Source organism: Micromonospora sp. NPDC004704, from assembly GCF_053601675.1.
In genome coordinates this window covers 42,203-62,321 of record NZ_JBSGCD010000022.1, presented here as the reverse complement: position 1 = coordinate 62,321, position 20,119 = coordinate 42,203, and the positions used below count along the sequence as shown (strand labels likewise).

At 72.5% G+C, this 20,119-nt stretch carries 17 protein-coding genes; 10 read left to right on the top strand and 7 right to left on the bottom strand.

The window, feature by feature from the left end; genetic code table 11:
* The first annotated feature begins 25 nt into the window (after positions 1-25).
* On the top strand, positions 26-481 hold the full coding sequence (locus tag ACWEFB_RS25875) for a gamma-glutamylcyclotransferase family protein (RefSeq protein WP_326562550.1): 456 nt from the start codon (positions 26-28) through the stop codon (positions 479-481).
* Positions 482-509: 28 nt separating this feature from the next.
* Here the strand turns inward: ACWEFB_RS25875 and ACWEFB_RS25870 are convergent, their stop codons facing one another.
* A complete protein-coding gene (locus ACWEFB_RS25870) occupies positions 510-1,244 on the bottom strand; it encodes an SCO6745 family protein (protein WP_452289400.1) in 735 nt (244 codons plus the stop codon).
* Between the two features lie 80 nt (positions 1,245-1,324).
* Complete coding sequence (locus tag ACWEFB_RS25865; RefSeq protein WP_452289398.1) at positions 1,325-2,314, bottom strand: hypothetical protein; 990 nt, start codon at positions 2,312-2,314, stop codon at positions 1,325-1,327.
* 218 nt (positions 2,315-2,532) lie between these two features.
* On the opposite strand from ACWEFB_RS25865, the gene ACWEFB_RS25860 reads away from it, so the two are divergent.
* Positions 2,533-3,522 carry a DUF4349 domain-containing protein gene (locus tag ACWEFB_RS25860; RefSeq protein WP_452289396.1) on the top strand — a complete coding sequence of 330 codons (990 nt, stop codon included), beginning with the start codon at positions 2,533-2,535 and terminating at the stop codon, positions 3,520-3,522.
* Between the two features lie 52 nt (positions 3,523-3,574).
* On the opposite strand, the gene ACWEFB_RS25855 is transcribed toward ACWEFB_RS25860, so the two are convergent.
* A complete protein-coding gene (locus tag ACWEFB_RS25855) occupies positions 3,575-4,621 on the bottom strand; it encodes a hypothetical protein (protein WP_452289394.1) in 1,047 nt (348 codons plus the stop codon).
* A gap of 157 nt (positions 4,622-4,778) precedes the next feature.
* Complete coding sequence (locus tag ACWEFB_RS25850; protein ID WP_452289392.1) at positions 4,779-6,230, bottom strand: amidohydrolase; 1,452 nt, start codon at positions 6,228-6,230, stop codon at positions 4,779-4,781.
* A gap of 384 nt (positions 6,231-6,614) precedes the next feature.
* Here ACWEFB_RS25850 and ACWEFB_RS25845 point away from each other — a divergent pair, with 384 nt between their 5' ends.
* Genes ACWEFB_RS25845 through ACWEFB_RS25835 form a run of 3 tightly spaced genes read left to right on the top strand, consistent with a single transcriptional unit; the run spans position 6,615 to position 12,156 of the window.
* Positions 6,615-8,516: a protein kinase domain-containing protein gene (locus ACWEFB_RS25845; RefSeq protein ID WP_452289390.1), complete on the top strand. Its 1,902-nt coding sequence runs from the start codon at positions 6,615-6,617 to the stop codon at positions 8,514-8,516.
* A 56-nt stretch (positions 8,517-8,572) separates the two neighbouring features.
* Complete coding sequence (locus ACWEFB_RS25840; protein WP_452289388.1) at positions 8,573-10,267, top strand: phospho-sugar mutase; 1,695 nt, start codon at positions 8,573-8,575, stop codon at positions 10,265-10,267.
* A 53-nt stretch (positions 10,268-10,320) separates the two neighbouring features.
* Positions 10,321-12,156 carry a stealth conserved region 3 domain-containing protein gene (locus tag ACWEFB_RS25835; protein WP_452289386.1) on the top strand — a complete coding sequence of 612 codons (1,836 nt, stop codon included), beginning with the start codon at positions 10,321-10,323 and terminating at the stop codon, positions 12,154-12,156.
* A 23-nt stretch (positions 12,157-12,179) separates the two neighbouring features.
* On the opposite strand, the gene ACWEFB_RS25830 is transcribed toward ACWEFB_RS25835, so the two are convergent.
* The 3 genes from ACWEFB_RS25830 to ACWEFB_RS25820 form a co-directional block, all read right to left on the bottom strand.
* Positions 12,180-12,857 carry a GOLPH3/VPS74 family protein gene (locus ACWEFB_RS25830; RefSeq protein WP_452289385.1) on the bottom strand — a complete coding sequence of 226 codons (678 nt, stop codon included), beginning with the start codon at positions 12,855-12,857 and terminating at the stop codon, positions 12,180-12,182.
* A gap of 234 nt (positions 12,858-13,091) precedes the next feature.
* Entirely contained in the window at positions 13,092-13,724 is a 633-nt protein-coding gene (gene upp, locus ACWEFB_RS25825) for a uracil phosphoribosyltransferase (protein WP_326562539.1), read from the bottom strand.
* Positions 13,705-15,057, bottom strand: coding sequence for a glycosyltransferase (locus ACWEFB_RS25820; protein WP_452289383.1), 1,353 nt, complete (start codon positions 15,055-15,057; stop codon positions 13,705-13,707). The genes upp and ACWEFB_RS25820 overlap by 20 nt, the downstream gene beginning before the upstream one ends.
* A 127-nt stretch (positions 15,058-15,184) precedes the next feature.
* Between ACWEFB_RS25820 and deoC the strand changes: the two genes are divergently transcribed.
* The 5 genes from deoC to ACWEFB_RS25795 all read left to right on the top strand — a co-directional run bounded on the left by deoC (position 15,185) and on the right by ACWEFB_RS25795 (position 20,101).
* Positions 15,185-16,144 (top strand): deoxyribose-phosphate aldolase, encoded by a 960-nt coding sequence (gene deoC / locus ACWEFB_RS25815; RefSeq protein ID WP_326562537.1) that lies wholly within the window; start codon positions 15,185-15,187, stop codon positions 16,142-16,144.
* Positions 16,145-16,146: 2 nt separating this feature from the next.
* The gene (locus tag ACWEFB_RS25810) at positions 16,147-17,583 is read left to right on the top strand and encodes an aldehyde dehydrogenase family protein (RefSeq protein ID WP_452289380.1); all 1,437 of its coding nucleotides are present in this window, start codon (positions 16,147-16,149) and stop codon (positions 17,581-17,583) included.
* Complete coding sequence (locus ACWEFB_RS25805; protein WP_452289378.1) at positions 17,576-18,418, top strand: aldehyde dehydrogenase family protein; 843 nt, start codon at positions 17,576-17,578, stop codon at positions 18,416-18,418. The genes ACWEFB_RS25810 and ACWEFB_RS25805 overlap by 8 nt, the downstream gene beginning before the upstream one ends.
* 389 nt (positions 18,419-18,807) lie before the next feature.
* Positions 18,808-19,191, top strand: a complete 384-nt coding sequence (locus tag ACWEFB_RS25800) for a BlaI/MecI/CopY family transcriptional regulator (RefSeq protein ID WP_442792115.1) — start codon at positions 18,808-18,810, stop codon at positions 19,189-19,191.
* Between the two features lie 4 nt (positions 19,192-19,195).
* Positions 19,196-20,101, top strand: coding sequence for a M56 family metallopeptidase (locus ACWEFB_RS25795; RefSeq protein ID WP_452289376.1), 906 nt, complete (start codon positions 19,196-19,198; stop codon positions 20,099-20,101).
* Positions 20,102-20,119: the final 18 nt, after the last annotated feature.

Sequence of the window (20,119 nt, the reverse complement as noted above, 5' to 3'; positions counted from 1 at the left end):
CGTCCGCCGGGCTATCGTCATCGCCGTGCGTCACTACGCCGCGTACGGCTCAAACCTCGATCCTGCCCGGATGCGTGCCTACTGTCCGCATTCGCCCATGATCGGCACCGGCTGGCTGGAAGGCTGGCGCCTCACCTTCGCCGGTGAGGGGGTGATCGGTTGGGAGGGTGCGGTCACCACCATCGTCGAATCTCCCGGCGATCGCGTCTTCGTCGCGATCTACGATGTGCATCCCTGGGATGCGGCCCAACTCGACGAGGTCGAGGGGGTGATCGCGGAGACCTATCGCAAGCTGCACGTACGGGTGGTGACCCTGGACGGCGAGGTGACCGCCTGGGTCTACGTCTTCGCCGGGTACGAGGGCGGCCTGCCCACCGCCTGGTACCTCTCCGAGATCGCCAACGCGGCCGAGAAGGCCGGCGCCCCGGACGACTACGTCGCCGAACTGCGGGCCCGCCCGACCGGCACCGCCACCACCTGACCCCCGGCCACACGGGAAGACCGACGGGTCAGGTCAGGCCGGTACGCAGGCTGCCGAGCAGGTCGACCAGTTCGATCCGTTCGGAGCCGCGCAGGTTGCGGAACCCGGTCGCGGCGAGCTTGTCGGTGACCGCGTCCGCCCAGAGCCGGCGCCGGATCAGCGGAGCGACCTGCGGGTACGGCGGCTGCCAGCCGTTGGCCAGCGCGCCCGCCTCGCCGTCCGGCCCGGCCAGGACCGCCTCCAGCGGGGTCAGCCCGGCGACCCGTACGGCGATCAGGTGGGCGGCGCTGTAGTGCTCCCGCAGCAGGTACAGCAGCACCGCCATCCGGCCTGCCGGGTCGTGGACCGGGGGCGGCACCGCCCGCCAGGCCGCGAACAGCGGCATCCCGGTCGCGTCGGCGTCCTCGACCACCCGGGAGGTCAACTCGACCAATCGGTCCAGCTTGGGGAACCCGTGCAGGCGTTCCGTACCCCAGCGGCAGCATTCGGCGAGGTTGCTCGCCGCGACCTCGGTCGGCCGGGCCACCCGGCGGGCGGCCTCCCAGCCCTCGGCGACCGCGTCCGGGGCGAGGAAACCGAGTGTGGCGGCTACTGTCTCGGCGGCCACGTCACCGAGCACCCCGCCGCGCCCGGCGACCTGGAACGCCCAGCCGGACAGGCCGAACACGCGGGCACGGTGCTGCGTCTGCGGGCTTTCGCCGAACGCGCCGACCAGTGCCGTGATGCTCGGTCCGGCCGCCGCGGCGGCCTGTTCAGGGGTCAACTGGTCACCCTTCCCGCGATCGGCGTACCGGCCGGTCGGCCGTTGATCGAGCTTGTTCGTTCCCCCGGTCTGCGGGCACCCTACTCGGCATCGAGCGCCTCGACCGCCGCCTCGACGTCCCCGGTGCGGCGCCGGGCGGCGGCTGCGGCTCGCTCGGCCGTCTTCCGGGCCAGCTTGCGTCGGCTGACCTCCTGCTCAGCCCCGGCCCGCCGACGTTCCGCCTCGGCCAGGGCCCGTTCCGCGTCGGCCAGGGCGGCGGCGCCGTCCCGTTCCGCCGCCGTGGCCCGGTCCAGGTCCGTCTCCGCCCGCCGCTGTTCGGTACGGGCGTTCGCCAGCTCCCGGACCAGCGTCCGGCGCAGGTTGGCCCGCTCTGCCGCCGCCCGCTTCTCGGCGGCCCGTTCGGCGGCCCGCTCGGCCGCTGACGGCTCGGTTGCGTCCCGCCCGGCACCCGACCGTTCCCCGCCCTGCCCCTTTCCCCCGCCACCGCGACCGCCACCGGCACCAGTGCCGGCCGACGGTTTGCCGGCGCGGGTTCCCGGTGCCGGCAGTGACAGTTCCGGTCCTCCGGCCACCAGGCGTAGCTGTGGTCGGGGGACCTCGCCGAATCCGGCGTAGCTGGCGGCCCGGACCAGCCGGCCGGACCGTACCTGTTCGGCGACGTCGAGGTCGGCGAGCGCGGCCTGAAGGGTCGCCTCCACCTCGGCCAGCGGCAGCTTGCCCGCCGCCAGCCGGCTGTCGGCCTCGGTCGCCAGCGCCCGCGCCTGCGCGACCAGGGCGGAGACCGTGGTGCGCCGCTGGGCGGAGAGTTCGCGCAGTTGCGGCCCGCGCAGTTCCCGCTGGGCGGTACGCAGCTCACCGGCCAGTTCGACGAGGTCGGCGACGAGGTCGGGGCGGCGGATGGCGAGCAGGTTCACCATCCAGGCGGCGACGGTCGGCTTGCGCAGCTTGGCGATCTGCCGGGCGGTGGCCTCGTCGCCGGCTGCCCGCGCCGCGGCGACCGCCTCGGTACGGGCGACGACAAACCCGTCCGGTGGGGCGGTGTAGAGCCGCTCCACGAGATCAACGGACATGGGCCCCGTCCCGCGCTCCGAGCGGGTTCACCTGAGGCTGGACCATCCTGTGGCGTCCAGTTCGGACGATATAACCGGATGCTCGTAACCGGTGCACCGCATCGTGACTCCTCGACAACCGAATCGTGATGTCCCCCAGCGCAGTCTGCCGGAACCGGGGCGCGACCGCCTCGCGTCTGAGCAACACCCGCAACGGGGAAATGACATTCGGAGGACTCATGCGCGATAGGACGCGAGGACGATGGGGCGGGCTCCTGGGCACGGCGGGACTGGTCGCCGTACTGGTCCTGACGGGATGCACCGCCGGGTCGAGTGACAGTGCGGACACCTCGGGCGCGGCACAGCCGGCCGGGGCCGACGCCGCCCGGGAACCGGGCTTGCAGCAGGACGGCGCCGCGGAGGCGAAGCCGGGCGCGGAGGTGCCGACGAACCTGCGGGTGGACCAGCGGTCGATCATCTACACCGGCTCGATGACGGTCCGGGTCAAGGAGGTCGAGCGGGCCGCCGCGGACGCGGTCACGATCGCGACCGGTGCCGGCGGTTTTGTCGGCGGCGACCAGCGGACCAGCGTCACCGGTGACGCCGAGGCGTCGCTGACCCTGCGGGTGCCGGCGGACCGGTTCGGCTCGGTGGTCGACGCCCTGGCCGAGCTCGGCCGCCAGGAACGGCGTGAGATCAAGACCGAGGACGTCACCGAGGAAACCCTCGACCTGGCCGCGCGGATCAGCACCCAGCAGGCCCGGGTGGAGAGCGGGCGGCGGCTGCTGGCACAGGCCAAGTCCCTGACCGACCTGGTGATGCTGGAGAGCGAGCTGGCCAAGCGGGAGGCCGACCTGGTCGCGCTCCAGGCCCGGCAGCGCCGGCTGGGCGACCTGACCGCACTCTCCACCATCACCGTACGGCTGGTCGGACCCGAGGCCGTGGTGGAGGAGGAGGAAGAGAAGGCGGACGGCTTCCTCGACGGGCTGCGCGGCGGCTGGGAGGCGCTGCTCGGCACGGTACGGGTGGTGCTGGTCGTCTTCGGCGCGCTGCTGCCGTGGCTGATCGCGGTCGGCGTACCGGCGTGGGTGGTGATCTGGCTGGTCCGGCGCGACCGTCGGGGGCGGGCGGGTCCACCGGTGGCGGCACCGGCGGGCCATCCGGTACCCCCGGTGCCCGCGCCACGCAACGAGCCCCCGGCCGGAATTCCGTCCGACCGCACCGACTGAGCCGGGGTGCCGCCGTCGGGTGACCCACCACGGTCACCCGACGGCGGACGGGTCAGCCGAAGTACGCGGAGACGGCCCCGTCGCCACCCGGCCTCGCCCCGTTGCGCCGGGCACCGCCCAGCCGCCAGGGGCCGTCGAGCACCCACGCCCGGATCTGCTCGTCGGTGGCCAGGATGTCCTTGCGCAGGTCGTACACGAGGTGTTGCGGCAGGCTCGGTGGATCACCCCGCCGGGACCCCTTGAACGGCATCACCGGCAGCAGCAGCGGGTAGTCGATGTCGCCGTTGCCGTTGCTCAGCCCGATCTCCCGCTCCAGGAAGGCGCGGATCCGGCGCCGTACGTCCTCGACGTCGGCCAGCGGGGCCAGCCCCGGATCGGGTACCCGGTCGTCGATCACCCCGTCCAACGACGGCCGCTTCCAGATGAGCTGGAAGGCGGGTCGCTTCGCGGCGACACCCCGGTCCCACGGGCGGGGGCTCATCGACAGCACGTCGTACGTGTGGTGGTGGTACACGATGCCCCGGCTGTCCATGGACTCCAGCACCTCGTCCACCGCGGCCAGCCACGGCAGCAGCGCCTCGTGCCGCAGGTCCCGGCCCCGCCGACGCAGGTACGTCTGGTACAGCTCGGCGCTGCCCACGTACGGGTCGTTGGGGAGTTGGCCCTCCAGACTGGCCCGGTTCGCGTCGATCAGCAGGCGGGACAGGTGGAAGCCGGCCACGGCGACACCCTCGGCCGCCCCTGACCGGACATCGTCGACCAACCGTCGGTAGATCGCCCCGGTGCCCAGGTCGACGTTCTGGTGCACCAGCTCGGCGAGCGACTGGAAGTTTTCCGGGTCGGTCTCCTCGATCAGGTCGGCCGGGAGTTCGGTGCCACCGTGCGGGACGATGTGCAGTTCGGTGATCGGCCCCCGGGCACTGCGGACGATCGTGCCGGCCCCGAACCGCTGCTTGCGGTGGTGCGGGCCGGCCGTGGACGCGGGACCGCCGAGATGGGCGTGTCCGCAGTCGACGCAGAGATGTTCCCGTTGGTGCCGCAGGAATGGCGAAGCTCCGCCCGTACTGTCGAGCTCGGCCGTCATCACGCTCTGGCGCACGACCGTTCCTCCTGTTCTGATGGCGCACTGCGAAGCTGCGCGAGTTGCACACGATGGATGTGGTTCACCGGAACGGGCCCCACAACCCGTCAGCGGTCGGCTCGGGAGGCCTCGTGCCGCCCGGTGCCACCGGCGATCCGACCGCTTGCCCCACGCGCTATTCCTGGTCGGTCCGGGCCGGTCGCCGTACGCCGGGGAAGGCCACCAGGGCGGCGTGCGTCATGACCCGGACGCCGTACCCGATGGCCCGCTCGTCCACGTCGAAACCGGGGTGGTGCAGGTCCGATCCGGGACCGCCGGTGCCGAGGCGGAACATCGCCCCGGGTACGTGTTCCAGGTAGAACGAGAAATCCTCACCGCCCATGCTGACCGCGGCTTCCAGCACCTGTTCCGGGCCGAGTGCGCGACCGGCGGCGGTGGCGATCGTCTCGGTGGCCCGCTGTTCGTTGATCACCGGCGGAAAGCCGCGGTTGTAGCGGATGTCGGCCTTCGCCCCGGTGCCGGTGAGCGCGTCGCGGATCAGCTCGGGGACCAGGTCGGGAGCCTCCCGCCAGGCGTCCTTGCTCAGCGTGCGGATGGTTCCCCGGACCACGCCCTCGGCCGGGATCGTGTTGTACGCGGTACCGGCGTGGGCCGCGGCCCAGACGATCGACAACGGCGTACGCGGGTCCATCCGGCGGCTGAGCAGGCCGGGCACGTCGACGATGAGCCGGCCGAGCGCGTACACCAGGTCGGTGGTCAGGTGCGGGCGGGCGGTGTGTCCACCCGTACCGGTGACCGTGACCTCGACCATGTCGCAGGCCGCGGTCATCGCCCCGGTCCGTACGCCGACCACGCCGGTGGGCAACTGTGGCGCGCAGTGCAGGGCGTAGATCGCCGACACCTCGTCGAGCCCGCCCGCGTCGATCACCTCGGGCGCTCCGGACGGGAACGCCTCCTCCGCCGGCTGGAAGATCAGCCGGATCCGGCCGTCGAGCCCGCCCTCGGCGGCGAGCCGGGCCAGCAGCAGGCCCGTACCCAGCAGGATCGTGGCGTGTACGTCGTGCCCGCAGGCGTGGCAGACACCGTCGACGGTGGACCGGTAGGCCACGTCCTTGATGTCGGTGAGCGGCAGCGCGTCGATGTCGGCCCGCAGGGCGACCACCGGACCGTTCGACCGGCCGTTGATGTCGCAGAGGACCCCGTTCCCCTTCGGCAGCAGTCGCGGCTCCAGACCGGCGGCGGAGAGCTCGCGGACGATCAGCGCGGCGGTGCCGAACTCCTGCCCGGACAGCTCGGGGTGTGCGTGGATGAAGCGCCGGGTGGCCACCAGCTCCGGCATCCGGAGTGCCAGCATCCGGTCGAGCTCGTACGGAAGGGGCATGGCGCCGGGCGGCAGCTCGGGTGGGGGCGACGCCAGCGGACTGCCGGGCGGCAGCGTCAACGCACTCGTCACGTCGAATTCTCGATCACTGTGGATGGGATGGGACTCGGACAGCCTAGACCTCCGACGGTGACGCTGCGCAACATCAATTTGGTAGTGATCGGACCGCGTAGCGTCACGTATGTCCTGGTAGGAGCGTTCGGAAAGCTTCGGTCCGGTCCGAGGGTCGCCCTCAAACGCCAGCATGTGGCCCCCTCACCTCCTACAACGCGTGACGGTTGCGCCGGACACGTACCCCCATCCGGACGGCACCAACCACGCCCGAATTGCCGGAATTTTCGCCGCCGGCACCCGGCCCTCGAACGGCCGGCGCGCCCGATGGCGAGCAGCGCGACCGTGACCCTGACATACCCCGTTCACCCCCTTACGCACACCGTGTCCGTCAAACCACGGTTCGTCGCGTCATTAGATACACTGCGTCCGGAATTGAGTACGTTGAGTGAGTGAGTTGATGTGGATGTACGAGTTCCGAAGAAGGCACGCCGGGTTGGCTTTCCCTACCGGTGCCACAACCCGCAAGATAGGGGGGATGTGTCCCATGCCCCTCGATTTTTCCCGGCGGCCTTTCCTGTGACTCAGATTCCGACGTGGAGTGGCGGACCAGTCAGCCCCACCAGCGGACGTGCAGCTCCCGGCGCCACCATCGGCGGTCGTTACTCGCTGCGGGCAGCGGTCGGCCATGGCGGCATGGGCACGGTGTGGCGCGCGGCCGACACCCTGCTCCGCCGCGACGTGGCCGTCAAAGAGGTCGTGCTGCCACCGGGGCTCGCCCCCAGTGACCGCGACGCGATGTACGAACGCACCCTGCGGGAGGCCCGCGCGGCCGCCGCCCTGCAGCACCCGGCCGTGGTGCAGGTCTACGACGTGGTCACCGAGGGCGGCCGGCCCTGGATCGTGATGGAGCTGCTCGACGCGCGCAGCCTCGCCGACATGGTGATCGAGGACGGGCCGCTCGCCCCCCGCGCGGTCGCCAAGATCGGCATCGCCCTGCTCGGCGCGCTGGAGGTGGCCCACGCGATCGGCGTACTTCACCGGGACGTGAAACCGGCGAACGTGCTGATCGCCTCCGACGGCCGGTGCGTACTGACCGACTTCGGGGTGGCCCGGATGCCCACCGACGTCCAGCTCACCACCCCCGGCATGGTGCTCGGCTCACCGCACTTCATCTCCCCGGAACGCGCCATGGGCAGCGACTTCGGGCCGCCCAGCGACCTCTTCTCGCTCGGCGTCACGCTCTACACGGCGGTGGAGGGACGCCCACCGTTCGACCGGGGCGACCCGATCGAGACCATGCACGCGGTGGTCGAGGACCCGCCCGCACCGCCGAGCCGGTCCGGGCCGCTGACCGACGTCCTGATGGGTCTGCTGGAGAAGGACCCGTCCCGCCGCTTCGACGTGGACACCTCGCGCAACATGCTTCGCGAACTGCTCGCCGGCCCGCTGGCCAGCACCGCCGCCGGGCACTTCGTGACCGACCCGTACTCGGTGGTGCCGGCCCAGCGGGCCCCGTGGCAGCCGCCGACCCCGCCCGCGACCCCGCAGCCCAGCGGCCAGATCGGCGGCTCGGCGATGCTCGCACCCGGCGAGTCGCTGACCGACCGGCTGGCCCAGCTGCGCAAGTCCGGCGGCCAGGGGGCCCACGCCGGCGGCGGGGACCAGACCAAGGCCGGCGGCGCGCTCAGCACCCCGACCGGCGCCATGCCGGCCGGAGGGCGCTGGGAGGAGACCGGGCCGGCGATCTACGGCACCCCCGGCGGCAGCACCGGCACCTACGGCGGCTCCCGGTCCGGCGGTAACGGTGCCCTCGGCAACGCCGTGGCCGGCGCCCGCCGGTTCGGCGACACCGCCCTCACCACGGTCAAGGGCTGGCCCCGCAAGATGCAGCTCGCCGCGGCCGGCGGCGTGGTCCTGGTCCTGGTGATCGGCATCATCGCCCTGTCCGGCGGCGACTCGGATCCGGCCGCCCCGGTACCCCAGGCCGGGGCGACCCCCACCGCACCGGCCGGGCCGACGTTCCCGGTCCAGACCCACGCCGAACGCGGCGTGTCGGTCAACGTGCCGGAGGGCTGGAAGAAGAACGCGCCCAAGAACGCGGTCTACATCGACTTCACCGACCCCGCCGACGCCGGTCGCCGGGTCCGGGTGCTGATCGAGAAGGCCAGCAGCAACCCGACTCCGACCAAGTTCCTCGAGGCCGCCGGTGGCCAGCTCGCCAAGCCGGACTCGAAGTCCTGCACCAAGCCGTACGCCCAGGTCGCGCTCCAGGACGTCGAGATCGGCGGCAAGCCGGCCGGCGAACTGGAATACACCTGCGGCGAGGGCGACACCAAGCGGCACGGCATCTGGCGGGCGATCATCCAGGACGGCAAGGCGTACGAGTTCTACCTCACCACCCCGGACGCGCGCTTCCAGGAGAGCAAGCCGATCTTCGACGAGATGGTCCGCAGCTTCACCATCACCGGCATCGGCTGACCCACCGACCGGGGGACCCTCACCGACCGGGTCCCCCGCCGTGCTATCAAGACCGGGTGACGGCGAACCCGAACGACCCCGACGACCTGCGTACCCGTGCCGAGTCCTGGCTGGCCGACGACCCCGACCCGGCCACCCGGGACGAGCTGCGGGCGCTGGTCGACCAACTGCCGGGCAGCGCCGCCGAGCTGGCCGACCGGTTCGCCGGCCCGCTCACCTTCGGCACCGCCGGGCTGCGCGGCCCCCTGCGCGCCGGCCCGAACGGGATGAACCTCGCCGTGGTCAGCCAGGCCGCCGCCGGGCTGGTCGGCTGGCTCGCCGCCCGCGCCGCCACCGGACCGCTGGTGATCGGGTACGACGCACGCCACGGCTCCCGTACGTTCGCCGAACGGACCGCCCAGATCGCCACCGGCGCCGGACGGCCGGCGTTCCTGCTCCCCCGACCGCTGCCCACCCCGGTGCTCGCGTACGCCGTACGGGCGCTCGGTGCGGCGGCCGGCGTGATGGTCACCGCCAGCCACAACCCCCCGCAGGACAACGGCTACAAGGTCTACCTCGGCGCCGAACTGGGCGGTCCCCGGGGCGCCGGGGCGCAGATCGTGCCGCCGGCCGACGCGGAGATCGAGGCCGCCATCCGCGCGGTCGGCCCGCTGCACGAGGTGCCGCTCGGCCCGGCCGGTGAGGTGCTCGGTGACGACCTCGTCGCCGCGTACGTGGGTGCCGCGGCGGCGGTCCTCGAACCGGACGGCCCACGGGGGCTGAAGGTGGCGTACACCCCGTTGCACGGTGTCGGCGCAGCCGTGTTCACCGCGGCCTTCGCCCGCGCCGGGTTCGGCGTACCCGGTGTTGTGGCCGAGCAGGCCGAACCGGACCCCGACTTCCCCACCGTCGCGTTCCCGAACCCGGAGGAGCCGGGCGCCACCGACCTCCTGCTCGCCCTCGCCGAGAAGATCGACGCGGACCTGGCCATCGCCAACGACCCGGACGCCGACCGGTGCGCGGTCGCGGTACGCGGACCCGACCGGCAGTGGCGCATGCTGCGCGGGGACGAACTCGGGATACTCCTCGCCGACCGGCTCATCCAACGCGGCGTCACCGGCCTGTACGCCACCACGATCGTCTCGTCCTCACTGCTGCGGGCCGTCTGTGCCGCTCGGGGCCTGCCGTACGACGAGACGCTGACCGGGTTCAAGTGGATCGTCCGGGCCGAGTCCGGCAACACCCCGCTGGTCTACGGCTACGAGGAGGCACTCGGCTACTGCGTCGCCCCCGACCTGGTACGCGACAAGGACGGCATCACCGCCGCCCTGACCGTCGCCGAACTCGCCGCCGACCTCAAGGCCGAGGGTCGTACGCTGCTCGACCGGCTGGACGAACTCGCCGCCGAGTTCGGGGTGCACCTGACCGACCAGCTCTCGCTCCGGGTCGACGACCTGCGGGAGATCCGGGACGCGATGGACCGGATCCGGGCCGACACCCCGACCACCCTGCTCGATGCCCCGGTGACCTCGGTGCAGGACCTGCTGCCCGAGGCGGACGTGGTGATCCTGCGGACCGACGCCGCGCGGGTGGTGATCCGGCCCTCCGGCACCGAGCCGAAGCTGAAGGCGTACCTGGAGGTGGTGGCGCCGACCGACGGCCCGGACGGGCACGCGGACCCCGCCGGAGCGGTCACGCTGGCCCGGCGGTCCGCCACCAAAGCCCTGGTCACGCTGCGGGCCGAGATCGCCACGGCGCTCGGCATCGGCTGACCGGGGTCGGCCCGGCCCACCACCTTTGCTCGCGACCAGTCGTTACAGCAGGTGTGCTCGCACGCCGCTGTTACGCACTGATCCCGACCGCCCTCCGACGACGTCTGCACCGGCGCCTGCCCTTCGACCGCCAGGTGCAACTCGCCCGCTGGGTGGGTCGGCCGGGCGGAACCCTCGCGGTCACCGTGCGCCAGTGGTACGACGACCGGTCCGAGCGGGCCACCGGCCGGCGCTGGGTCCACCTCGACGGGCGCAGGGTCGCCGCCGACGTCGACCCCGACGCCACCCCGCTCAGCGTGCACCAGGGCAATCTCGACCGGGTCCTGGGCGCGCTCGCCGACGCCTCGGTCGAACACTTCGCCATCCCGCACCACCGGGGGCTGCGCAGCAGGGTCGGCGTGCCGGCGAGTCAGCGCACCGAAGCGCTCCGGGCGGTCGCCGGCCTGCCCGGTGTCCTGGTCGGACGCCCCAACCGGCGGGTCGTACGCCCACGCCCCGGCCGCCGCCCACACCGCCTCCGGCGGGCCGACGTCGTCCTCGTCTACCGACCGCTGTGGACCGGGGAGCACCTCGCCTACGGCGCCGCGTACGCCTGTGAGCTGGAGTTCTGGCACGCCGACGACGGCCGCCTGACCGCGCCCCGGCCGAACGCGCTCTCCCGCAGTCTGCCCAGCTACCGGCCGAACGTACGGGTGCCGGGCGCCTCGCTGAACCCGTTCGTGCCGGCCGGCTACCACGCCCGCTACCCGGTCAGGGCCGACTTCGCGGGGGTCGGCGTGGACGCGATCACCTTCCCGATCGACGCCGTCTACACCTGGTTCGACGGCACCGACCCGCACTGGCGTTCGCGCTACCAGGCGGCCCGGCACCGGCAGGCACCGACCGGTACGCAGACCGCCGACGAACCCCACCGACCCGACCGGGACGACCTGCGCCACTCGCTGCGCTCGCTGCACCTGTACGCGCCCTGGCTACGGCACATCTACCTGGTCACCGACGGGCAGGTCCCCCGCTGGTTGGACGTACGTCAACCCGGCCTGACCGTGGTCGACCACCGGGAACTGTTCACCGCCGACGCCGTCCTGCCCACCTTCAACCCGTACGCGATCGAGTCGGTCCTGCACCTGATCCCCGGCCTCGCCGAACACTTCCTCTACCTGGGCGGCAACGTCCTGCTCGGGCGGCCGGTGCTACCAGGCACGTTCTTCCACCCCAACGGCCTGACCAGGTTCTTCCCGTCCCGGTCGGCACAGATCGACCTCGGCGAACCCGCGTACACGGACGCCCCGGCCACCGCAGCCGCCAAGAACAACCGCCGGATCATCAACCGCCGGTTCGGGCGGGTGATCAGCCAGCAGCTCAAACAGGCCCCGTACGCCCTGCGCCGATCGATGCTCGCCGAGATCTGCGCCGCCGTCTCGGAGGAACTCGCCGAGACGAGGCGCCACCAGTTCGGGCACCCCGGAGATGTCAGCCTGGCTTCGGCGTTGCACCACCACTGGTCGTACCTGCGGGCCACTGCGGTGCCCGGCCAGCTCCGGCACTTCCACGCCGACCCCACCGACCCGCAGACCCCGGTACGCCTCAACGACCTGCTGGCACGGCGGGACCAGGACATCATCAGCCTGGACGGCACCGCGGGGGCCGGTGTCGACCGGGACCGGGCGGACGTCCTGGCCCGGAGTTTCCTGGCCGGTTACCTTCCGGTCCGGTCCCCGTGGGAGGTGACCGCCGAGGTCGAGGCGGAACGCGCCCAGCAGACGGCCACCGAACTCGCCCACCTGCTCCAACCGGGCGTGGGTGTCGCCGGCCCGGTGCCGACCGCCCGCCCCGGCCAGCCCGGCGCGACCAACCGTCCCACCGGCAACGGCCTGCTCCAACCCCGCTGAGCGCTCGGGTCAGCCGTCGGCTCTCAGCGGGGCGCGCCCAGCGCGGCCGTGATCGCCTTCGCCAGGGCGGCGATCACCAGTGCCACCGAGGGGCGGATGGTGGAATCCTCCAGGCTCACCTCACCGGTGAACCCGGCACCACCGGCGATCTCCGCCAACCTCCGGTGCGCGTCCGTCAGGGCCGGGCCGGACAGTCCCAGGCTCGGCTCCATCCGGCTCGCCCCGACCAGGGCGGCCAGCGCGGCCGTGCGCTCGTCCGGCACCTGGTCGCCGGTGAGCGCGACCGCCAACCGGCCCCGGATCTCCGCCTCCAGCGTCGGGTCCACCACCGGGTACCGGTGCACGTGGATGTGCCCGAGCGCGGTCTCGTCGACGTCCCGGACAACTCCCCGGGCGACAAGGTCGGCCAGGATCCGGTCCCGCAGGCCGTGCCGGAGCCGCTGCACCCACGAGGCCGGCGTGTGCGGGGTGTCCGCCGCCATCCGCCCCAACACCTCGTCGGTGATCGGGTACCCGGTCGGCGACGGGTCGCTCACCACGATCGAACCATGCGCGTACGCGACCCGGCCGGCGAGCGCCAGGTCCACCAGGACCCCGGCGGCCATCGCGAGGTCGAGCCCGATTCGCGATCCGGTCGCTTTGCCCGACTCGTCGTCGTACGCGAGCAACAGCAGTTCTTCGGCCAGCGCAACACCAGTCATGGCCCGAGACGGTAGTCGGTCCACCCCCCGACGCGCAGGTCGCCTCTCCACCACCACGCCCGCCGCGCCATCCCCCACCCCACCCCGCCGCCCCACCCCCTTCCCGTCGATCTTGCAGTTGTGGTCCCTCACAAAGGCCACGAATCCGACTTTTGAGGCACCACAACTGCAAGATCGACGGGGCGGAGCGGGCGGGGGCGGGGGGCGGGGAGGGGAGGGGAGGGGGGCGGGGGGTTAGAAGCGGGGCATGCCTCCGAACTGGCGGTCGCCGGCGTCGCCGAGGCCGGGGACGATGAACTTGCGGTCGTCGAGCTGCTCGTCGATGGCGGCGGTGACCAGGCGTAGGGGCAGGCCGGAGCGTTCCAGGCGGGCGATGCCGTCGGGGGCGGCGAGGACGCAGACGACGGTGATGTCGGTGCAGCCGCGTTCGGCGAGCAGCCGGCAGCAGTGTTCGAGCGAGCCGCCGGTGGCGAGCATCGGGTCGAGCACCAGGACCGGGCGGCCGGCCAGGTCGCGGGGCAGCGACTCCATGTAGGCGCGCGGCTCGAAGGTGTGCTCGTCGCGGGCGAGCCCGACGAAGCCCATGGACGATTCGGGGAGCAGCGCGAGGGCCGCGTCGGCCATCCCGAGGCCGGCCCGGAGTACGGGTACCAGCAGCGGCGGGTTGGCCAGCCGGATGCCGTCGGTCTGTGCGACCGGGGTCTGGATCGGGTACCGCACGATCGGGAATGAGCGCGCGGCCTCGTACACCAGGGTGGTGGTCAGTTCGTGTAGGGCGGCGCGGAACGACGCCGCGTCGGTACGGGCATCGCGCATCGCGGTGAGCCGCGTCTGGGCGACAGGATGATCAACGACGAGTACGTCCACGATCGCTCAACCTACCGAATGCCCCGACCGGTTGGGGCCGACCGGGTCGACCTGCCCATTCCGCCTGCCTCCGGGCGGCGTGCTGGTACACGTCGCAGATGGCGGCGGCGTACCGCTCGGGGGTGTGTTCGGCGGCCCGGTCGGCGGCGAGTTCGCCGAGTCGCCGGGCGGCGGCCGGGTCGGCGAGGAGCCGGAGCAGGGCGGCGGCGAAACCGGTGGCGGTCGGGTCGGCGCAGTCGGCGGCACCGGCGAGCGGTCCGTGGCGGTGCAGGACCGGGTCGACGAGTACGGCGGGGACACCGGCCAGGGCCGCTTCCTGGAGGACGAGTGCCTGGGTGTCGGTGCCGGAGGGGAAGGCGAGCACCTCGGCGGCCCCGTACGCGGCTGCCACGGTCGAGGGCGGTTGCTGCCCGATCACGCTGATCCGGCCGGCGACCTCGGCTCCGACGCTGCGGAGCAGTTCGGCCAGCCAGCGGGGTTCGTAGATCGCCCCGACCAGCACCAGCCGGGCGCGGGGGCAGCGTCCGAGCAGTGCCGCGAAGGCGTTGACGAGCAGGTCGACGCCCTTTTCCCGGTTCACCCGGCCGACGAAGAGGATCACCTTGTCGGTGTCGGCGATGCCGTGCTCGGCCCGGAACGCGGTGACCTCGCCGGCGGTGGTGCGGCGGGCGGCGACGCCGGTCGGCACCAGGAAGACCCGGTCGGCGGGAACGGGCAGGCTGATCCGGTCGAGCACGGCCCTGGTCGGCACCACGACCGCGTCGGCACCGCCGAGCAGGAGCAGGTTGGTGGCGTCGAGGGCGGCCCGTCGGCGCAGTGCGGCCGGGTCGTGTCGGGCCTGTTCGGCGCTCCCGGAGTCCGCCTCCGTCCCGACCGCCGGCCGGGGTACGCCGAGCCGGTGGGCGTACAGGCGGACGGCCCCGCGCAGCGCCCCGGTCGGCACCCGGTACGCGTCGACGTACGCGTGCAGGTCGGTGTGGTACGTCTGGACCAGCGGCAGCCCGAGCCGCCGCGCGGTGAGTACGCCGAGCAGCCCGACCGGGCCGGGGGTGTGCACGTGCACGACCTCCGGTGCGGTGGCGGCGATCTCGGCGATGGTGCCGGTGGCGGTGGCGCCGTGCAGCAGCCAGGGCGAGAGCCGCAGGTCGGCGACGCCGCAGGGCAGTGCCCGCAGGCGCATCAGGTCGGGTTCGCCGGCCTGGCCGGGGTGCCGGGGCACGACGGTGAGGCCGGGGTGTCCCCGGTCGGCCAGCGCGCGCACCAGGGTGCGGATCGAGCTGACCACCCCGTCTCGACGGGGCAGGTACGTATCGGTGAAGTGCACTGCTCGCACGCCGAGGACGGTGAGGCTTCGGTGCCAACGGCGGATGTCGTTGGTTGGACCGGGCGGTGAAGTCTGGCGGTCCGGTCCGACCGGTGACCAAGATCACATAGACGCGCGGGTGCGTAGACTTGCCGCCATGACGGCGACAACGACGTCGGCGCGGTCCGACCTCTCCGATCTGGGGCGGTCCGAGGCCACGCTGCGCACCTTTCTGCATGGCCTGCCCGGAGTGGACCAGGTCGGCGCGGAGCAGCGGGCGGCCATGCTCGGCACCCGTTCGATCAAGACCACGGCCAAGGCCTGGGCTATCGACCTGGCGATCCGCATGGTCGACCTGACCACGCTGGAGGGCGCCGACACCCCCGGCAAGGTACGCGCGTTGAGCGCCAAGGCGCAGCGGCCCGACCCGGCCGATCCGTCCTGCCCGGCGGTTGCCGCCGTCTGCGTCTACCCGGCGATGGTTCCGGTCGCGGCGGAGGCCCTGGCCGGCTCGGGGGTGCACCTGGCGAGCGTGGCGACCGCCTTCCCGTCCGGGCAGGCGCCGTTGGAGGTGAAGCTCGCCGACACGGCGGCGGCTGTCGCGGCCGGTGCCGACGAGATCGACATGGTGATCAACCGGGGCGCGTTCCTCTCCGGGCGCTACCGCGAGGTCTACGACGAGATCGTGGCCGTGAAGGCGGCCTGCGGCGACGCCCACCTGAAGGTCATCCTGGAGACCGGCGAGCTGGCCACGTACGACAACGTGCGGCGGGCCTCCTGGCTGGCGATGCTGGCCGGCGGGGACTTCATCAAGACCTCCACCGGCAAGGTCCCGGTCGCCGCCACCCTGCCCGTGACCCTGGTGATGCTGGAGGCGGTACGCGACTTCCGCGAGACCACCGGGCGCCAGGTCGGGGTCAAGCCGGCCGGCGGTATCCGTACCACCAAGGACGCGATCAAGTACCTGGTCACGGTCAACGAGACGGCCGGCGAGGACTGGCTCTCCCCGGACTGGTTCCGGTTCGGCGCCTCGACGCTCCTCAACGACCTGCTGATGCAGCGGACCAAACTGACGACCGGCACCTACTCCGGTCCCGACTACTTCACCCTGGACTGATCATGGCTGTCTTCGAGTACGCGCCGGCGCCGGAGTCGCGGTCCGTGGTGGACCTGCGGCCGTCGTACGGCCTCTTCATCGACGGGAAGTTCGTCGACCCGACCGACGGCAGCACCTTCAAGTCGGTCAACCCCGCCACGGAGGAGGTGCTGGCCGAGGTCGCCGAGGCCGGCCCCGGTGACGTGGACCGGGCGGTACGCGCGGCACGCAAGGCGTACAAGAAGGTCTGGGGTCCGATGTCGGGCCGGGACAGGGCCAAGTACCTGTACCGGATCGCCCGGATCATCCAGGAGCGGGGCCGGGAGCTGGCGGTGCTGGAGTCGCTGGACAACGGCAAGCCGATTCGCGAGTCCCGGGACACCGACATCCCGCTGGTCGCCGCGCACTTCTTCTACTACGCCGGTTGGGCCGACAAGCTGACCCACGCCGGTTTCGGGCCGGACCCGCGCCCGGTGGGCGTCGCCGGTCAGGTCATCCCGTGGAACTTCCCGCTGCTGATGCTGGCCTGGAAGATCGCCCCGGCGCTGGCCGCCGGCAACACGGTGGTGCTCAAGCCGGCCGAGACCACCCCGCTGACCGCGCTGCTGTTCGCCGAGATCTGCCAGCAGGCGGACCTGCCGCCGGGTGTGGTCAACATCGTCACCGGCGCCGGTGAGACCGGCCGGGCCCTGGTCGAGCACGCGGGTGTGGACAAGGTCGCGTTCACCGGCTCGACCGAGGTCGGCCGGGCCATCGCACGCTCGGTCGCCGGCACCCGCAAGAAGCTCACCCTGGAACTCGGCGGCAAGGCCGCGAACATCGTCTTCGACGACGCCCCGATCGACCAGGCGGTCGAGGGGATCGTGAACGGGATCTTCTTCAACCAGGGGCACGTCTGCTGCGCCGGGTCGCGGCTGCTGGTCCAGGAATCGGTCTACGAGCCGGTGCTGGAGTCGTTGAAGCGGCGGATGGCGCAACTGCGGGTCGGCGACCCGCTGGACAAGAACACCGACATCGGCGCGATCAACTCGGCCGCACAGCTCGACCGGATCCGGGAACTCTCCGAGGTCGGCAGCGCCGAGGGCGCGGAGCGCTGGTCCCCGCCGTGCGACCTGCCGGACCGGGGTTTCTGGTTCGCCCCGACCATCTTCACCGGGGTCACCCAGGCGCACCGGATCGCCCGCGAGGAGATCTTCGGGCCGGTGCTGTCGATACTCACCTTCCGCACGCCGGCCGAGGCCGTCGAGAAGGCCAACAACACGCCGTACGGGCTGTCGGCCGGGATCTGGACCGACAAGGGTTCCCGGATCCTGTGGATGGCCGACCGGCTGCGCGCCGGGGTGGTCTGGGCGAACACGTTCAACAAGTTCGACCCGGCCTCGCCGTTCGGCGGGTTCAAGGAGTCGGGCTACGGTCGCGAGGGCGGCCGGCACGGGCTGGAGGCGTACCTCGATGTCTGACGTGGTGGAGCAGTCGCAGCGGCTGGCGGTACGCAAGACGTACAAGCTGTTCGTGGGCGGGAAGTTCCCGCGCAGTGAGTCGGGGCGGTCGTATCTCGTGCAGGACTCGAACGTGGCGCTCGCCTCCCGCAAGGACGTACGCGACGCGGTGGTGGCGGCCCGCGCTGCCGTGAAGGGCTGGGCGGGGGCGACCGCGTACAACCGGGGTCAGATCCTCTACCGGGTGGCCGAGATGCTGGAGGGCCGGCGGGACCAGTTCGTCGGCCTCGGCCTCGACGCCGCCGAGGTGGACGAGGCGATCGACCGCTGGGTCTGGTACGCCGGCTGGGCCGACAAGATCACCCAGGTGTACGGCAGCGCCAACCCGGTCGCCGGCCCGTACTTCAACCTCTCCAGCCCGGAACAGACTGGCGTGGTGGGTGTGGTCGCACCGGCCGACTCGGCGCTGCTCGGGCTGGTCAGCGTCGTCGCTCCGGCAATCGTGACCGGCAACACGGTGGTGGTGCTGGCGGCCGAGCAGGCACCGCTGGCGGCGATCACCCTGGCCGAGGTGCTGGCCACCTCCGACCTGCCCGGCGGGGTGGTCAACCTGCTCACCGGCCGGGCCGCCGAGACCGCGCCGTGGCTCGCCTCGCACGCCGACGTCAACGCGATCGACCTGACCGGCGTGGACGACCCGGAGTTGGCCCGCACGCTGGAGGAGGCGGCGGCCGGCAACCTGAAGCGGGTGGTTCGCCCCCCGGCGCAGCCCACCGACTGGACCGCCGACCCCGGCCTGCGCCGGATGACCGCCTTCCTGGAAACCAAGACCGTCTGGCACCCCAAGGGCATCTGACCCGGTAGCCGGCTCCGGCTGATCGATCCTGGCCTGGCCTGGCCTGGCCTGGCCCGGGCTCGTCTGGCGTGGCTGCTCGGCACTGGCCGGCACTCGCCTGGCCGCTCTGCACTGGCCTGGTTGGCCTGGCGGATGCACTAACTCGAATTCTTTCGTACATCTTCTTTGATGTAGCTACATCAAAGAAGATGTACGAAGAAGCTGCGTGTCCGCTTCCGCAGAGGACGGACGCCACCGCAGCTACGGGTCAGCCGGGGAGTTCGCGGAGCCGGGCGCGGATCGCAACGGAGCACGAACGAGAGTGCCCCGGATGACCGCCCCCGAACTGAGGCCTGAGGGTCACCGGCAGCGACCTGGGCTGTTACGACGGCGAGTAGTAGGCTGGACGCGTGACACGACTGGGTGACCTCGAACGTGCGGTGATGGACGTGCTCTGGGACCGGACCGCCGGTTCGACCAGCGGCGCGGGGGTCACCGTACGGGAGGTCGCCGACGCCCTGAGCGAGCGCGAGTTGGCGTACACGACGGTGATGACCGTGCTCGACCGGCTGGCCGGCAAGGGCATGGTGGAGCGGGAACGGGAAGGCCGGGCGTGGAGTTACCGTCCGGCGGCCACCCGTGAGGCGCACATCGCCCGGCTGATGCTGGACGCGCTCGACCTCGCCGGCAGCCGGGACGCCGCCCTGGTGCGGTTCGCCCGGTCGGTCACCGGCACCGAGGCCGAGGTGCTGCGGGCCGCGCTGACCGACGAGGCAGCGGACCGGCAGGGTTGAGACCATGACGTACGCCGCCCATCTCGCCGGTACGGCCGTGGCGTGCTACCTCACCGCCACGGTGCTGCTCCGCTCCACCTGGACCGCACGCAGTCCACGGGTGGCGATCATCTGCTGGCAGGCGATCGGGCTGGCCCTCGGGCTCTGCGCGATCGGGCTGCCGATGTCGATCGGGCTGGTCGCCTATGACGAGGGGATCGGCGGCGCGCTGCTGCACCTGGTCCGCGACCTGTGGCACGGAACCCTGCCGGCCGGGCTGGGCGTGACCCAGCTCGCACTCGTCGGGGTCGGCTTCGGTATCGCCACCGCCCTGCTCGGCTCGACCGTACGGGGCCTGGTCAGCGCCGTACGCGTGCAGACCCGGCACCGGCAGTTGCTCGACCTGGTGGGTCGGGACGATCCGGCCGCGCCGGGCGCGCTGGTGCTCGACCACCCGAGTGCGGCGGCGTACTGCCTGCCGGGGATGCGGCCGACGGTGGTGGTCAGCGCCGGCACCCTGGACCTGCTGGACCGTACCGAACTGGCGGCGGTGCTCACCCACGAGCGGGCGCACGCAGACGAGCGGCACGACCTGGTGCTGCTGCCGTTCACCGCGCTCTGCCGGGCGCTGCCCCTGGTGGGCTGGCTGCGGCGGGCATCGGAGACGGTGGCGCTGCTGGTGGAGATGCGGGCCGACGACAAGGCCCGGCGGCTGCACGCGGAGGGGCCGCTGGCCAACGCGCTGCTCCGGTTCGCCACCGCCGGCTCGCGGGTGGCCCCGGCCGGCGCTCTCGGCCTCGCCGACGCGCACCTGGACGCGCGGGTGCAGCGCCTGCTGGTCACCGGTCCCCGCCCGTGGGTACGCGGCCTGACCAGTCTCGCCGTCGCGACGACCCTGGTCGCCCTGCCGATCACCCTCTTCTTCGCCTGAGACCCGGTCGATACCTCG

Excerpts from the sequence above, each read along its gene's own strand:
- ACWEFB_RS25865 (WP_452289398.1), bottom strand. The coding sequence starts at position 2,314 with ATGTCCGTTGATCTCGTGGAGCGGCTCTACACCGCCCCACCGGACGGG.
- ACWEFB_RS25860 (WP_452289396.1), top strand. The coding sequence starts at position 2,533 with ATGCGCGATAGGACGCGAGGACGATGGGGCGGGCTCCTGGGCACGGCG.
- ACWEFB_RS25850 (WP_452289392.1), bottom strand. The coding sequence starts at position 6,230 with ATGCTGGCGTTTGAGGGCGACCCTCGGACCGGACCGAAGCTTTCCGAA.
- ACWEFB_RS25830 (WP_452289385.1), bottom strand. The coding sequence starts at position 12,857 with ATGACTGGTGTTGCGCTGGCCGAAGAACTGCTGTTGCTCGCGTACGAC.
- deoC (WP_326562537.1), top strand. The coding sequence starts at position 15,185 with ATGACGGCGACAACGACGTCGGCGCGGTCCGACCTCTCCGATCTGGGG.
- ACWEFB_RS25810 (WP_452289380.1), top strand. The coding sequence starts at position 16,147 with ATGGCTGTCTTCGAGTACGCGCCGGCGCCGGAGTCGCGGTCCGTGGTG.
- ACWEFB_RS25805 (WP_452289378.1), top strand. The coding sequence starts at position 17,576 with ATGTCTGACGTGGTGGAGCAGTCGCAGCGGCTGGCGGTACGCAAGACG.
- ACWEFB_RS25795 (WP_452289376.1), top strand. The coding sequence starts at position 19,196 with ATGACGTACGCCGCCCATCTCGCCGGTACGGCCGTGGCGTGCTACCTC.